This is a genomic window from Parazoarcus communis (assembly GCF_003111665.1).
Lineage (GTDB): Bacteria > Pseudomonadota > Gammaproteobacteria > Burkholderiales > Rhodocyclaceae > Parazoarcus > Parazoarcus communis_B.
This window is the reverse complement of sequence record NZ_CP022188.1, coordinates 2,512,402-2,527,319: the sequence shown is the minus strand read 5'-3', so window position 1 is coordinate 2,527,319 and position 14,918 is coordinate 2,512,402. Positions and strand designations below refer to the sequence as shown.

At 63.6% G+C, this 14,918-nt stretch carries 15 protein-coding genes, 1 pseudogene and 1 riboswitch; of the genes and pseudogenes, 8 read left to right on the top strand and 8 right to left on the bottom strand.

Annotated features, from left to right (window positions below; all coding sequences use genetic code 11):
- Complete coding sequence (locus tag CEW87_RS11550; protein WP_108950884.1) at window positions 1–654, bottom strand: DUF484 family protein; 654 nt, start codon at window positions 652–654, stop codon at window positions 1–3.
- A 49-nt stretch (window positions 655–703) separates the two neighbouring features.
- Complete coding sequence (gene dapF, locus CEW87_RS11545) at window positions 704–1,537, bottom strand: diaminopimelate epimerase (protein WP_108973144.1); 834 nt, start codon at window positions 1,535–1,537, stop codon at window positions 704–706.
- Between the two features lie 91 nt (window positions 1,538–1,628).
- On the opposite strand from dapF, the gene CEW87_RS11540 reads away from it, so the two are divergent.
- Window positions 1,629–1,883 carry a hypothetical protein gene (locus CEW87_RS11540; RefSeq protein WP_159098152.1) on the top strand — a complete coding sequence of 85 codons (255 nt, stop codon included), beginning with the start codon at window positions 1,629–1,631 and terminating at the stop codon, window positions 1,881–1,883.
- Here the strand turns inward: CEW87_RS11540 and CEW87_RS11535 are convergent.
- Together CEW87_RS11535 and CEW87_RS11530 are read right to left on the bottom strand one after the other, a co-directional pair.
- Window positions 1,877–2,752 carry a lysophospholipid acyltransferase family protein gene (locus tag CEW87_RS11535; protein ID WP_108973140.1) on the bottom strand — a complete coding sequence of 292 codons (876 nt, stop codon included), beginning with the start codon at window positions 2,750–2,752 and terminating at the stop codon, window positions 1,877–1,879. The two genes, CEW87_RS11540 and CEW87_RS11535, sit on opposite strands and share 7 nt — an antisense overlap.
- Window positions 2,752–3,618, bottom strand: coding sequence for a lysophospholipid acyltransferase family protein (locus CEW87_RS11530; protein ID WP_108973138.1), 867 nt, complete (start codon window positions 3,616–3,618; stop codon window positions 2,752–2,754). The genes CEW87_RS11535 and CEW87_RS11530 overlap by 1 nt, the downstream gene beginning before the upstream one ends.
- A 220-nt stretch (window positions 3,619–3,838) precedes the next feature.
- On the opposite strand from CEW87_RS11530, the gene metK reads away from it, so the two are divergent.
- The 7 genes from metK (at window position 3,839) to metF (ending at window position 11,132) form a co-directional block, all read left to right on the top strand.
- Window positions 3,839–5,005 (top strand): methionine adenosyltransferase, encoded by a 1,167-nt coding sequence (gene metK / locus CEW87_RS11525; protein ID WP_108973136.1) that lies wholly within the window; start codon window positions 3,839–3,841, stop codon window positions 5,003–5,005.
- A gap of 120 nt (window positions 5,006–5,125) precedes the next feature.
- Window positions 5,126–6,208, top strand: coding sequence for a calcium/sodium antiporter (locus tag CEW87_RS11520; protein ID WP_108973134.1), 1,083 nt, complete (start codon window positions 5,126–5,128; stop codon window positions 6,206–6,208).
- A gap of 41 nt (window positions 6,209–6,249) precedes the next feature.
- Window positions 6,250–6,352: riboswitch (S-adenosyl-L-homocysteine riboswitch) on the top strand.
- 88 nt (window positions 6,353–6,440) lie between these two features.
- The gene (gene ahcY / locus CEW87_RS11515) at window positions 6,441–7,850 is read left to right on the top strand and encodes an adenosylhomocysteinase (protein WP_108973132.1); all 1,410 of its coding nucleotides are present in this window, start codon (window positions 6,441–6,443) and stop codon (window positions 7,848–7,850) included.
- A 78-nt stretch (window positions 7,851–7,928) separates the two neighbouring features.
- A complete protein-coding gene (locus CEW87_RS11510) occupies window positions 7,929–8,585 on the top strand; it encodes a GNAT family N-acetyltransferase (protein ID WP_108973131.1) in 657 nt (218 codons plus the stop codon).
- Entirely contained in the window at window positions 8,582–9,457 is an 876-nt protein-coding gene (locus tag CEW87_RS11505; protein WP_108973129.1) for a carbon-nitrogen hydrolase family protein, read from the top strand. The genes CEW87_RS11510 and CEW87_RS11505 overlap by 4 nt, the downstream gene beginning before the upstream one ends.
- A gap of 18 nt (window positions 9,458–9,475) precedes the next feature.
- Entirely contained in the window at window positions 9,476–10,312 is an 837-nt protein-coding gene (locus tag CEW87_RS11500; RefSeq protein ID WP_234421514.1) for a TlyA family RNA methyltransferase, read from the top strand.
- Window positions 10,299–11,132: a methylenetetrahydrofolate reductase [NAD(P)H] gene (metF, locus tag CEW87_RS11495; RefSeq protein ID WP_108973127.1), complete on the top strand. Its 834-nt coding sequence runs from the start codon at window positions 10,299–10,301 to the stop codon at window positions 11,130–11,132. The genes CEW87_RS11500 and metF overlap by 14 nt, the downstream gene beginning before the upstream one ends.
- Window positions 11,133–11,176: 44 nt before the next feature.
- Here metF and CEW87_RS23025 read toward each other — a convergent pair whose 3' ends face one another.
- From CEW87_RS23025 to CEW87_RS11480, 4 genes and pseudogenes are all read right to left on the bottom strand, one after another.
- Window positions 11,177–11,551 carry a CZB domain-containing protein gene (locus CEW87_RS23025; RefSeq protein ID WP_234421748.1) on the bottom strand — a complete coding sequence of 125 codons (375 nt, stop codon included), beginning with the start codon at window positions 11,549–11,551 and terminating at the stop codon, window positions 11,177–11,179.
- 39 nt (window positions 11,552–11,590) lie between these two features.
- Window positions 11,591–12,280, bottom strand: a pseudogene (locus CEW87_RS23020) (methyl-accepting chemotaxis protein); the annotation flags it as partial.
- 86 nt (window positions 12,281–12,366) lie between these two features.
- Complete coding sequence (locus tag CEW87_RS11485; protein WP_108973125.1) at window positions 12,367–13,266, bottom strand: DMT family transporter; 900 nt, start codon at window positions 13,264–13,266, stop codon at window positions 12,367–12,369.
- Between the two features lie 126 nt (window positions 13,267–13,392).
- Complete coding sequence (locus tag CEW87_RS11480) at window positions 13,393–14,883, bottom strand: helicase HerA-like C-terminal domain-containing protein (RefSeq protein ID WP_108973123.1); 1,491 nt, start codon at window positions 14,881–14,883, stop codon at window positions 13,393–13,395.
- Window positions 14,884–14,918: the final 35 nt, after the last annotated feature.

Here is a 14,918-nt window from a genome sequence, read left to right as displayed (position 1 = left end):
TCAGCCGATCTCCCCGAGCAGCGCGGCGGCGGCAAGCTCACCGATCCGGCCGAGATACAGGGTGCCCATCTCGGGGTAGAAACGCTCGGGCTCTTCACTGCCCAGGGCCAGAAGACCGACCACCTGAGTCTGCCGACGCAGCGGCATGAGGGCTACGGAACGCACATGCGGTGCCGACTCGCCAAACCAGCTCAGCACTTCGATGTTGCTCGGCGCACCGCAATACGGGTGACGGAGGTCGCCCGCAAACAGGCGCACGCCTTCGCCAACGGGCGCGAAGTCCTCGTCGCTGCGAGCCAGCACGCTGTTCCAGATTCGCAGCGCGACATGAGGAATGGCGAAGTCCTGCTGCATACTGGAAAAAAGTTCGTGGCGGACGCCTTCGTAACCGTGCGCCTCGAGCAGCAACAGGGTCAGCCGATGCACTTTTTCGCTGATCTCGTCGTTCTCCTCGCCAAAGCGAATCAGTTCGGCAAGCTTGACCTCCAGCAGGCGGATCTTGTCGCGCAGGGCGTGAAGCTGCCGTTCCGCAAGCGAGATCGCCTGGCCTTCGTGCTGCGGGTGCGGCACGGTCAGTTCGGTGAACAGCTCGCCATGGTCGGACAGAAAATCAGGGTTGTCGCGCAGATAGCGTGCGACTTCATCGGCATTCATCGGCAATAGCTCCTGTCGGGCATCAAGCCCTGTTGCATGTCTCCAGACATCAGACGAGATTCATCTCGCCCTCAAAAACCGTTACTGCCGGGCCAGTCATCAGCACCGGCGTGCCTGGACCTTCCCAGGCAATCTCAAGCTCACCGCCACGGGTTTCCACCCGCACCGGCGAAACAACCAGTTCGCGCAGTATCGACGCCGCCACTGCGGCACATGCCCCGGTGCCGCAGGCCAGGGTTTCCCCGGATCCGCGCTCAAACACGCGCAAGCGAATGCGGTGCGCATCCACCACCTGCACGAAGCCTGCATTCACCCGCGCGGGAAAACGCGGGTGGTGCTCGATCAGCGGCCCCTGGGTTTCGACCGGGGCCGCATCGACGTTGGCCACGACCTGAACGGCGTGCGGGTTTCCCATCGATACGGCCGTGATCGCAAGCATGTCGCCGCCCACCTCGAGTGGCTGCACGATCGCGTCGGAGTCGGAGACGAAGGGGACCTCGGCAGAAGTGAGGACGGGCACACCCATATCGACCGTGACCAGCCCATCCTCGCGCAAACGCGGCGAAATGATGCCGGAGCGGGTCTCGACGCTGATGTCGGCCTTGTCGGTCAGTTTTTTGTCGTATACGAAGCGCACGAAGCAGCGTGCGCCGTTGCCGCATTGTTCGACTTCGCCGCCGTCGGCATTGAAAATGCGGTAGCGGAAATCGACAGCCGGCCGGCTCGGCGGCTCGACCACCAGGAGCTGGTCGCAACCGACGCCGAAATGGCGATCGGCGATCGCCCGGACGCGCTCGGGAGTGAGTTCAACCGGTTCACGGGTTGCGTCGATCACGACAAAGTCGTTGCCGAGGCCATGCATCTTGGTAAAGCGCAGTTTCATGGGAGTTCTGATCAATGCGGAAAGCGTGCCCGGATTCTCCTCCTGCACCCGGGTATCGTCCAGCACGCGTCATCGTGAGAGAATTCGGGACATGACCAATACGCCAGCGCCACGCCGCTCAGCTCTCCCGATTTCCGCATGGTTGCTCGGCCTGCCCGGCCTTGCCTGTCTGCTTGGCGGCCTGGTGCTGCTGGCGGGAGACTTCAGCGATGTGCATCCGGTGCTTGCCGAAAGCGGCACCGCAATTGCGCTCATCGTCTCTGCGATTGCCCTACTCGGCAGCGCCGCCTTTCCCGTGGTCCTGCGCCATCTCGCGGACGCCGACGCGCCTGCAGCAGATCAGTAGAGCTTGGCCTCGCCCACGGGGCGCGTCTTGAACCGCCTGTGCACCCAGTAGTACTGCTCCGGCATCGTGCGCACGACCGACTCGATCCACTCGTTCATGCGCAGCGTGTCGGCCTCGACATCCGCGCTCGGAAAGTCGGACCATGCCTCGCCGATCTCGACGACGTAGCCGGCGCCGCCGGGCAACATCTTCGTGACACAGGGCAGCACCGCTGCGCCGGCCACGCGGGCAAGCCGCGGCAGTCCGGTGATGGTAGCCGCCGGCACACCGAAAAAGGGGACAAAGATCGCATCGCGCCGACCGTAATCCATGTCCGGCAGGTAGTAGAACGGGCGCCCGGCCTTCATCGCCTTCACCGAGCTGCGCACGCCATCCTGCCGCGCGAGCAGCAGCTGATCGCCAAACCGGCTGCGGCCATGATAAAGCCAGCGATCGAGCACCGGATTCTTCTTCTGGCGCGCATAGACACTGACGATATCGAAGTCCATCGTCACCCGCGTCCCGCCCATGTCGAGTCCGACAAAATGGGGGGCAAGCAGGATGACCGGCGTCCCCGCCGCCTGCAGTGCCCGCACACGGTCGCCGCCCTCGATTCTGACGATGCGCTCGAGACGCTCGCGGCTGCCCCACCACAACAGGCCGCGCTCGAGCAGGCTGCGCCCCACTGTACGAAAATGACGACGCGAGAGCTGACGCCGCTGCCGCGCATCAAGTTCGGGAAAGCACAGCTTCAGATTGGTATCCACCACATGCCGGCGCGGCAAGGCAAACACATGAAGCAGCAGCCCCAGCGCCTCGCCCAGTCGCGCCAGCACCGCAAGCGGCAGCCAGTGCAGCAGCCAGAATACCGCCACGCCGAGACGGCTCATCACGCCTCGGAACCTGCTGCCGCTTCACGCCCTGTACGCGGCTTCTTGTAGCGGTTGTAGCCCCACATGTACTGGCCGGGGCACTTCAGGATGACGCGTTCGATCTCCCGGTTCATCGTTGCCACACGTGCGGGCAGATCCCCTTCGAGTGGCTCGACAGGCGCAGACAGCCTGAACACATAGCCCTCGCCGTGCGGCAAACGCTCGGCCCAGCAATAGATCACATGCACGCCCTTGACCTCTGCCAGGCGCGCCGCCAGCGTCATCGTCCACGCGGGTCGGCCAAAGAAATCCGCCCACGCACCTTCGCCGGCACCCGGCACCTGGTCTGGCAGCATGCCGATCGCTTCGTGACTGCGCAGGGTTTTCACCAGCCGGCGCACCCCCGACAGATCTGCCGGCGCTGTCTTCATCTGACCGCGTACGCGTCCGGCCTGCATCAGGGGCTCGAGCGCAGCATTGCGTGGCGGGCGGTAAAGCACGGTAATTGGCGTCAGCGAGGCGATGTACTGCGCGGTGACTTCGAAACAGCCCAGATGCGGCGTCATGAACACGATGCCCGCACCCTCGCGGTGGGCCGCATCAACGAGCTCCCAGCCTTCCACCCGCTTCACCTTGGCCACCACTTCCTCGGCCGGACGCAGCCACAGCCACGGCAGCTCGAAGGCCTGCCGGCCCGCCTCGGCGATCGCGGAATGCAGCACCGCGGGATCGACATCACCGACGGCCTGAGCCAGATGGCGTCGCACGCGGCGGCGATAGGACGGTGACGCGGCGTAGGCAATCCAGCCCGCCCAACCACCGAAGAGGTGCAGCAGGGACAGCGGGAAGCGCGCAAGCACGCGAAAAAGGAGATTGACAATCACGATAGTTTTCGCGGTTCCGATCCGGTGACAGATTGACCTGAGACAAACACAGTCTATAATTGTGCCTCAGCCGCCGAGTTAACTCGACAACTTGCAGGGCGGCCGTCACCGCAACAATCGCGTGACCCAAAAATTCTGCTAAAGCGTCGGCTGCTCGATGAAATCCCCGGAGCTGGCCGTAACGCCAGGAAACGGGGATTTTTGTTTTTCAGGAGCAGTCATGGCAGCAGAATTCCTCTTCACCTCGGAATCGGTTTCCGAAGGTCACCCCGACAAGGTTGCGGATCAGATCTCGGACGGCGTGCTCGACGCCATCCTCACCGAAGACCCACACGCCCGCGTCGCCTGCGAGACCCTGGTCTCCACCGGCCTGGTCGTCATTTCGGGCGAAATCACCACCAGCGCCCACCCCAATTATCGCGAAATCGCACAGGATGTGGTGCGTCGCATCGGCTACGACAGCTCCGACATCGGCTTCGACTACAAGTCGTGCGCCATCCTCACCGCCATCAACCGCCAGTCCTCCGACATCGCGCAGGGCGTGAATGAAGGCGAAGGAATCGACCTCGACCAGGGCGCGGGCGACCAGGGCCTGATGTTCGGCTATGCGTGCAACGAAACCGCCAGCCTGATGCCGCTGCCGATCTACTACGCGCACCGCATCATGCAGCGTCAGGCCGAAGTGCGTAAGGATGGCCGCCTGCCGTGGCTGCGCCCCGACGCCAAGAGCCAGCTCACGGTCAAGTATGTCGACGGCAAGCCGGTGGGCATCGACACCGTCGTGGTCTCGACCCAGCACAGCCCCGAGGTGTCGCACGCTCAGATTTCCGAGGCCATCATCGAGGAAGTCATCAAGCCGGTGCTGCCCAAGGAACTGCTGCAGGGCGAAGTGCGCTATCTCATCAACCCGACCGGCCGTTTCGTCATCGGTGGCCCGCACGGCGACTGCGGCCTGACCGGTCGCAAGATCATCGTCGACACCTACGGCGGCGCTGCTCACCACGGCGGCGGCGCGTTTTCGGGCAAGGATCCGTCCAAGGTCGACCGCTCGGCCGCCTATGCAGGTCGTTATGTGGCCAAGAACGTCGTCGCTGCGGGCCTCGCCGACAAGTGCGAAGTTCAGGTTGCCTACGCCATCGGCGTCGCAAAGCCGGTTTCGCTCATGGTCAACACCTTCGGCACCGGCAAGATCAGCGACGCGAAAATCGTTGATCTGATCCGTGCTCACTTCGACCTGCGTCCGAAGGCCATCATCCAGACCCTCGACCTGCTGCGTCCGATCTACGCCAAGACGGCTGCTTACGGTCACTTTGGCCGCGACGAACCCGAGTTCACCTGGGAGCAGACCGACAAGGCTGCCGCACTGCGCGCCGACGCCGGCCTCTGATGCACCACGGCGCCGGCCACAGGCTGGCGCCGGCACAGCGGTCGGCACGGGTTCCGCACGATGCGGGAACCGTGCCGACCGGATGTACTCTGAAACAGTTCAACATTCATCAAGCCCTCAATGCTCGAGCAAGCCCTGCTGTTCCTCCTTGGTCTGGTCACCCTCGTCATCGGCGCCGAACTCCTCGTGCGCGGAGCGTCGCGACTGGCGGTCTCCTTTGGCATCTCGCCGCTCGTCGTCGGTCTGACGGTTGTCGCCTTCGGGACCAGTGCGCCGGAGATGGCGGTTTCGGTTGGCTCGGCACTCAACGGCAACCCTGACATCGCCATCGGCAACGTGGTGGGCAGCAACATTGCGAACGTCCTGCTGATCCTCGGCATCGCAGCGGTCATCGCGCCACTGCTGGTGGCAGAGCAGATCATCCGGCAGGAGATTCCGATCATGATCGGCGCCTCGGTGCTGCTGCTGGTGATGGCGCTCGACGGCTCCATCAACCGCATCGAAGCGGCGACGCTGTTCGGTCTGGTGATCGCCTACACGGTGTTTCTGGTGCGGCAGTCGCGCAAGGGCTCGGCCGCGATGAGCGAGGATTTCGCTGAAGACATTCCGACCTCGCAATGGGACAGCCACTGGGCAGTGCAGACTGCGCTGGTGGTCGCCGGCCTTGTCATGCTGGTACTCGGCGCCGGATGGCTGGTCGACTCTGCGGTCGTCTTTGCACGCGCCTTCGGTGTCAGCGACCTGGTGATCGGCCTCACCGTCGTCGCCATCGGCACCTCGATGCCCGAGATCGCCACCTCCATCGTCGCCGCACTGCGCGGTCAGCGTGACATCGCGGTCGGCAACGTGGTGGGCAGCAACGTTTTCAACATCTGTGCCGTGCTGGGCGTCACCGGACTGGTGGCACCCGCAGGGCTTCCGGTTTCCGAGGCTGCCCGTCACTTCGATCTGTGGGTCATGCTCGCCGTAGCGTTCGCCTGCCTGCCGATCCTGATCACCGGGCGGGAAATTGCGCGCTGGGAAGGCATCTTGTTTCTCGGCTATTACGCGGCCTATACCGCGTGGCTGATCCTCGCCGCACAGCATCACGCCGGACTGGAGGCCTTTTCGGGCGTCATGCTTGGCTATGTGATGCCGCTGACGGTGATCACACTGGTCGTCAGCATCGTCCGTCACAACGGGAAAGCTGCATCAGATCGGTAGCAGGCATTCCGCAAACTGTGCGGGATCGCTATAATTCGAAGTATTCCGAGGAGCGCTGCAAGGCACTGTCCGCATTCATTGCGACAGCCCCAGGCTCGGAACCCGCCCTCCCCGGGCGGGCGTGTGAAACGGCGCTCACCCTGGTCTTTTCTCTCAAACCCTGCCGGGTTCGGGATGATGGGTGAGCTAAACGCCGTCCTCTTTCCCTCCCGGCCATAGCATGGAGCTTCACATGAACGCTGTGGCTGAATTCAACGATTACGTTATTGCCGACCTGACGCTGGCCGACTGGGGCCGCAAGGAAATCCGTATCGCCGAGACCGAAATGCCCGGTCTGATGGCGATCCGCGACGAATACGCTGCCGCCCAGCCCCTGAAGGGCGCACGCATCACCGGTTCGCTGCACATGACCATCCAGACCGCGGTGCTGATCGAGACCCTGACCGCACTCGGCGCCGAAGTGCGCTGGGCCTCGTGCAACATCTTCTCGACCCAGGACCACGCCGCTGCAGCCATCGCTGCACAGAACATTCCGGTGTTCGCGGTCAAGGGCGAGTCGCTGAGCGATTACTGGGATTACACCCACCGCATCTTCGAATGGGCCGACGGCGGCTACTCGAACATGATCCTCGACGATGGCGGCGATGCCACCCTGCTGCTGCACCTGGGTGCGCGGGCCGAGAAGGACATTTCGGTCATCGCCAAGCCGACGTCGGAAGAGGAAACCATCCTCTTCGCATCGATCAAGGCCAAGCTCGCCACCGACCCGACGTGGTACTCCACCCGTCTTGCACAGATCAAGGGCGTCACCGAAGAAACCACCACCGGCGTTCATCGCCTGTATCAGATGCATCAGCGCGGCGAACTCAAGTTCCCGGCGATCAACGTCAATGACTCGGTCACCAAGTCCAAGTTCGACAACCTCTACGGCTGCCGCGAGTCGCTGGTGGATGGCATCAAGCGTGCGACCGACGTGATGATCGCGGGCAAGGTTGCCCTGGTGGCCGGTTACGGTGACGTGGGCAAGGGCTCGGCACAGGCGCTGCGCGCACTGTCGGCTCAGGTGTGGATCACCGAAATCGACCCGATCTGCGCCCTGCAGGCTGCGATGGAAGGCTACCGCGTCGTCACCATGGAGTACGCTGCGGACAAGGCAGACATCTTCGTGACGACCACGGGCAACTTCAACGTCATCACCCATGAACACATGGCTGCGATGAAGGACCAGGCCATCGTGTGCAACATCGGACACTTCGACAACGAAATCGATGTTGCCTCGCTCGAGCAGTACGAATGGGAAGAGATCAAGCCCCAGGTCGATCACGTGATCTTCCCCGACGGCAAGCGCATCATTCTGCTCGCCAAGGGTCGCCTGGTGAACCTCGGCTGCGGCACGGGCCACCCGAGCTATGTGATGTCGTCGAGCTTCGCCAACCAGACCATCGCCCAGATCGAACTTTATACTCGCACGGGTGACTACCCTGTCGGCGTGTACACTCTGCCCAAGCATCTGGACGAAAAGGTCGCACGCCTGCAACTGAAGAAACTCAATGCACAGCTCAGCGTGCTGCGCCCCGACCAGGCCGCCTATATTGGCGTACCGGTTGAAGGCCCGTACAAGGCTGATCATTACCGCTACTGATCGCCCCGGCTGCGGACGGGCCACCGCCTCCTCCAGGGCGCGGTGGCCCTTACGAACAATAAGACTTGGAGACACCGAATGAACTCTGTCAGCGTGCGTCAGACTCGCCCGGAAGACATTCCCGCACTGATCGCCCTTCAGTCCGAGGTCTATCCGGACATCCCTGCATGGAGCAAGCGCAAGCTCGCCGAGCAGCTCGACGTCTTTCCGCAGGGCCAGATCGTGGCCGAGACGGAAGATGGCCTGGTCGGATGTGCGAGCTCACTCATCGTGCTGTGGGACGATTGGGCGGAGTCGCACAGCTGGAAGGAGATCACCGGTGCCGGCACGTTCGACAATCACAACCCGGACGGCAAGACGCTTTATGGCGCAGAGGTCTTTGTCGATCCGAGGCTGCAAGGCAAAGGGGTGGGACACCTGCTCTACGAAGGCCGTCGATCGCTGTGCCGGGCCATGAACCTGAAGCGCATCATTGCCTGCGGACGCCTGCCGGGTTACGACCGCTACGCTGACGAAATGAGCGCAGAGTTCTATGCGCAAAAGGTGGTCTGGGGCGATCTGATCGACCCCGTACTGAGCTTCCAGATCAAGGAAGGCTTCAGCTATTGCGGCGTCATCGAGAACTACATTCCCGAGGATACCGAATCGCGCGGCTATGCCTCGCTGATCGTATGGCTCAACCCGGATTACGATCCGTCAAACCCCACCATCATCCCTGAGGAAATCGCACTATGATCGTTCGAATTGCTGCCGTGCAGTACCTGCTGCGCCCGATCCACGACTGGTCGGGTTTCGAGAATCAGGTGCGTTTCATCATGAAGGCCGCCGGGGACTACAAACCCCAGTTCGTGCTGCTGCCCGAGATCTTCACCACGCAACTGCTGTCCTTCATGGACACCAGCGACGTGCGCGCCGCCGTGCGCAACATGAACGACTACACCAAGCGCTACAAGGACCTGATGCAGGAGCTTGCAGCGCAATGGGACGTGCACCTCATCGGCGGCACCACCCCGCAGGTCAACGAAGAAGGGCGCTTGCTCAACACCGCGTACTATTTCACCCCGAGCGGTGAAATCTACGAGCAGGACAAGATCCACCGCACGCGCTGGGAGCGCGAAAAATGGAACACCGACGCCGGTGACCAGCTGCGCCTGTTCGAGACCCCCTTCGGCAAGATCGCGATCCTGATCTGCTACGACATCGAGTTCCCCGAGCTCGCACGCATGGTGTGCGAAGCTGGCGCCGACATTCTTTTCGTGCCCTCGTGTACCGACGACCGCCAGGGCTTCCTGCGCGTGCGCTACTGCTGCCACGCCCGGGCCATCGAGAACCAGGTGTTTGTCGCCATGACCAGCACCGTGGGCAACCTGCCGGTCGAGGGCCTGGGTCTGCACTATGGTCAGGCCAGCATCATCACGCCGTCGGACTTCGCTTTCGCACGCGACGGCATTGCCGCCGAAGGCACACCGAACATCGAACAGATCGTCGTGGCCGACGTGGACCTCAAGGACCTCGAAAGCGGCCGCACACACGGCACCACCATTCCCCTCTACGACAAGCGCAAGGATGTGTACGAGCACCCGGTCGAAGTGGTGAAGGTTTCCTGAGCATCCGGGAACGCTCGCTTGAAATCATTTCATCGGCGCACGGCGCGCCCGGCAACCGCGCCTGCCACGACCCATGTGCAGGCACCCGCCGAGCGTGGCGGCCTGATGCGTGCTGACAGCCTGCTGGTGACTCAAGGGCTCGCGCCCTCCCGGACTGCGGCGCAGGGACTGATCGAGGCCGGCCGGGTCAGCTGGGAAGGTGGTCCGGTGACGAAATCGGCCCAAACGCTGCCGGGCGAGGTTGTACTGCAAGTCCGGCCGGACGAGAACGACCGCTTCGTCTCGCGCGGCGGGCTCAAGCTTGCAGGCGCGCTGGCAGCCAGCAAGCTGTCCGTCACCGGCCTGACTTGCCTCGACGTGGGGCAATCCACCGGCGGCTTTACCGACTGCCTGCTGCAGGCGGGCGCGAAGCAGGTTGTCGGCGTCGAGGTCGGACACGGCCAGATCCACGCGAAGCTGGCGGCGGACGCGCGCTGCGTCACCCTGGAGGGTATCAATGCGCGTCACCTGCTCGTTGCGGATCTGGGTGCGCACTTCCCTCCGGACGGCTTCGGGCTGATCGTCTGCGATGCCAGCTTCATTTCGCTGACACTGCTGATGCCGCAGTGGCCTGCGTTGCTGGCAACAGGGGGCAGCATCCTGGCGCTGGTCAAGCCACAGTTCGAGGTCGGCCCCAAGGGCTTGTCCAAAGGCGGCATTGTCCGCGATACCAACTTGTATGCCGACGTCGAATCACGACTTCGGGATAGTGCACGCAGTTGCGGTCTGAGCGTAAAGGGCTGGTACGACTCCCCGATTACCGGCACCGACGGCAACCGCGAATTCTTCATCTGGATGCAACATGAACAACACTGAACTTTCGATCGAATTCTTTCCGCCCCAAACCGAAGAGGGTGCGGAGAAGCTGCGTGCCGTGCGCGCCCGGCTGGCCGAACTCCGGCCCAGCTTCTTCTCAGTGACCTATGGCGCCGGCGGCTCCACCCGCGAGCGCACTTTCGCCACGGTCAAGGAGATTGCAGCGAGCGGCTCCGAAGCAGCCCCTCACCTGTCGTGCATCGGCTCGACCCGCGACAGCATCCGCGCCATCCTGGCGGAGTACGCCGAAGCCGGCATCAAGCGTATCGTCGCCCTGCGTGGCGACCTGCCCTCCGGCGTTGGCGATGCAGGCGAATTCCGCTATGCCAACGAACTGGTGGCGTTCATTCGCGCCGAGACAGGGCAGCGTTTCCGCATCGAGATTGCGGCCTACCCTGAATGGCATCCGCAAGCCCGCAGCCCCAAGGACGACCTGCTCGCCTTCAAGCGCAAGGCCGAAGCCGGTGCCGACTCCGCGATCACGCAGTACTTCTACAATATCGACGCCTATCTGCATTTCGTCGATGCGGTGCGTGGCATGGGCGTCGACATCCCGATCATCCCCGGCATCATGCCCATCGCCAGCTTCTCCAAGCTGGCCCGTTTCTCGGACGCGTGCGGTACCGAGATCCCGCGCTGGATGCGCAAGAAGTTCGAAGCCTTCGGCGACGATTCGGAATCGATTCGTGCCTTCGGCCTCGATGTCGTCACCGCGATGTGCGAAAAACTGATCGCCAGCGGCGCGCCCGGCCTGCATTTCTACAGCATGAACCAGTCAGCCCTCACCACCGAGATCTGCCACCGCCTCAAGCTCGCCTGAACGCGCCGACCGCCCGAAACGGCTTGCAGCACGCCGTTTCGGGTTCAGCGTCTGGACTGGCCCGACGAATCCGAGATTGCCTGCAGCTCGGAAAGCACGCGGACGCTGGCCTGCTCCATGTCCTGAATGCCCAAGAGCGCATCGTCAAGACGCCCGGCACCGCACGATTCGAGCGCGCGCTTGCCGGCGGCGTGCACCAGCGCATGTGGCGCATCGAGATTGCGATACGCGGGCAGACTGGCGAAACGCTTTCCATCGCCCTCGAAATACCATTTCCCGAGCCGGCACTCGTGGTGACTCGAGAAGTCGGCGGCTGTGCGCCCGGAGTGCCCCGAAACCGCCTGGTACACGTCGAGCTTGAAGATCAGATGATCGAGCTTCGCCAGTTCGGCAAAACTGCGCACTGACGCGTCCTGCATGGTGCCCGCGAGCTGGCGGGCGATATCACTCAATTCGTCCATGCTGCCCTGCGCCCGACGTCCATCCTCGGCCGCACTGGTCGCCTTTTCCGACAGAGAGCCGATCACGCTCCGCACCTGCCCCGTCTCTCCCTGGATGGCGGTCACCAGCCCGGAGATTTCGTTTGTTGCCCCGGCCGTACGTTCGGCCAGCTTGCGCACCTCGTCAGCCACGACCGCGAAACCACGCCCCTGCTCGCCCGCGCGCGCCGCTTCGATCGCCGCGTTCAGCGCGAGCAGATTGGTCTGGTCGGCAATCTCCCGAATCAGTCGGACAATGCCGCCGATCTGGGCGGCACGCTCGGCCAGCTGTGCGACCGAGCCGGCGGTCTCGCCGGTATCGGTCGCAAGTTGCGCCAGGCTTCCCGACACACTGCCGATGGCTGCGACACTTTCGTCCGCCGCAACGGTCGAGCGTGTCGCGGCCTTTTCCTGTGCGCCAAGGCGTTGGGCAAGGTCTCCGAACGTGCCCTGCACCGAAACCAGGGTCTGACCGTAGTTGCGCAACTGGCCGAACAGCGCGTCGAACAGCGCCTCACGGCGTTTGGCTTCGGCACACACCAGTTCCTGCTCGGCGATCCTGGCCTCAAGCGTGGCAGACCGCTCGCGCTCGAACTCGAGTGCGCTTCGTGCGACATCGAGCTCAACCCGCAAGGCTGCAAGCTCGGCACTCTTTCCCAGCCACCCCATGCTGCTCTCCCTTTGTTCGATCATGTGCAAGTCCGGCGGACTGTATATCACGTCATATCGACCGCTCGCACCGCATCTTGAGCGATTCAGCGCTTCGGAGCGCGCGCCATCGTCACCACGCCTGCTATCACCATCGTCATGCCCGCCATCTGCGCCAGCCCGATGCGTTCGCCAAGCAGCAGCCATCCGAAGAACAGGGTAACCACCGGACCAAGGGTGCCGGTCAGCGATACCGGCCCGGCACCAAGCCGGCGAATCGCCTCGGACACGAGCCAGACCGGCCCGACCGTGCTGAACGCGGCCATCGCCAGCGACAGCCCATAGATCTCCCACGGCTGAGCCAAGGCCTCGAGCGGGCGCATCAGACCGAACTGCGCCAGGCTGAACACGCAGGCAAAGGACGAGGCGTAGGCCGTCACCCGCGCCGAGCCCAGACGCCCGACCACGTGCCCGTTCCCCATGAGGTAGAGCGCATAGCTGACCGCACTGCCGAACACCAGTACGCAGCCCAGCACCACGTCGCCAGCCTCGCCGGCGAGCGTGAGGTCGTGCCCGACCGCCAGCCCGATCCCGAGATAGCACAGTGCCAGCGCGCCGGCCATGCGCCGGGTGATGGGCTTGCCCAGAAACAGGGCGGAGACCACGAGCACGATGGTGGGATACAGAAACAGGATCAGGCGTTCGAGTGCCGCCGTGATGTAGGCGAGCCCGAGGAAATCCAGGTAGCTTGCGAGGTAATAGCCGAAAACGCCCAGGCCGGCCATCCACACCCAGTCGGTGCGCGACAGCGGCGACGCGGCACTGCGGCTGCCCAGCACCCCCAGCAAGAGAAAGAAAGGCAGCGAAAAGGCCATGCGCAAGGCAAGCAGGGTTTCAGCATCGACCCCGTAGCGATAGGCCAGCTTCACCAGGATCGCCTTGAACGAGAAACCGACCGCTCCTGCAACCGCAAACAACAATCCGACGCCGGTCGACGTCTGCCCCATGTCCCGCACTCCCGTTTGGCGAGCCGGGATTAAGCCACCTCAAACACGATCGCACAATGCCGATGCACTGACGCCGGAACGGCGGCGACCGTCCCGCGCACCGGTCGCCGGCCTTTCAGCGCACGTTCAGCGTTTGCTGCCGAGCAAGGAACCCAGCAGGCCGCGCACGATCTGGCGTCCGATGCTGCTGCCGATGGTGCGGGTCACGGTCTTGGCGGCGATCTGCAGCAGCCCGTCACGCTGACCTCCGCGTGGTCCGGTGGAGCCGAAAAGCATGTCGTTGAGCCCGCCACCCGATCCGCCAGTGCTCGCCTTGGCGGGGGCCTCCGCCTCGCGGGCCGCGGCCTGCGAACGCAGCATTTCGTACGCGGACTCGCGGTCCACGGCCTTTTCGTAGTGACCGTAGATGACCGAGCCGGTGATCGCCGCCTTGCGCTCGGCATCGACCATCGGCCCCAGGCGCGAGTCGGGGGCAATGACGAACGCACGCTCGACGATGGTCGGCCGTCCCTTCTCGTCGAGGAAGGAGATCAGCGCCTCGCCAACCCCGAGCTCGGTGATCGCGTCTGCCGCGTTGAACGCCGGGTTCGGACGCATGGTGTCGGCTGCGGTCTTGACCGCCTTCTGGTCGCGCGGGGTGAAGGCACGCAAGGCATGCTGAACCCGGTTGCCGAGCTGCCCGAGCACCGTCTCGGGGACATCGAGCGGGTTCTGGGTCACGAAATACACGCCAACGCCCTTGGAGCGGATCAGGCGCACGACCTGCTCGATCTTCTCGATCAATGCCTTTGGCGCATCGTTGAACAGCAGGTGAGCCTCATCGAAGAAGAACACCATCTTGGGCTTTTCGGGGTCGCCGACTTCGGGCAGCTGCTCGAACAGCTCCGACAGCATCCACAGCAGGAAGGTGGAGTACAGCTTGGGCGAGTTGTACAGGCGGTCGGCCGCAAGCACGTTGATCACGCCACGGCCGTCGCCATCGGTCTGCATCAGGTCGTTGATGTCCAGCATCGGCTCGCCGAAGAAGATGTCGCCGCCCTGCTCTTCCAGCCCCAGCAGATTGCGCTGGATCGCACCGATCGACGCCGTGGAGATGTTTCCGTACTCGGTGGTGAAGGTCTTCGCATTCTCCCCCACGTACTGCACCATCGCGCGCAGATCCTTGAGATCGAGCAAGAGCATGCCGTTGTCGTCGGCGAGCTTGAACACGAGCTGCAGCACCCCGGACTGGGTATCGTTGAGGTTGAGCAGACGCGACAGCAGCAACGGCCCCATGTCGGAGATCGTGGCCCGCACCGGATGGCCCTGCTCACCGAACACATCCCAGAACACGGTGGTGTTGGCACGCGGGTGGAACTCGGTAATGCCGAGCGCCGCCAGGCGCTGCATGAGCTTGTCCGAGGCGGTGCCGGCAGCACCGATGCCGGACAGATCCCCTTTGACGTCGGCCATGAACACCGGTACGCCGACGCTGGAGAATGCCTCGGCCATTTTCTGCAGGGTGACCGTCTTGCCTGTTCCGGTCGCGCCGGTAATCAGCCCATGGCGATTGGCCAGGCGCGGCAGCAGGGTGATGTCCTTGTCTTTTGTTCTGGCAATCAGTAGCGGCTCGACCATGTGCCCCTCCGGCAAGTGAGTTTTGAACGGCGAAT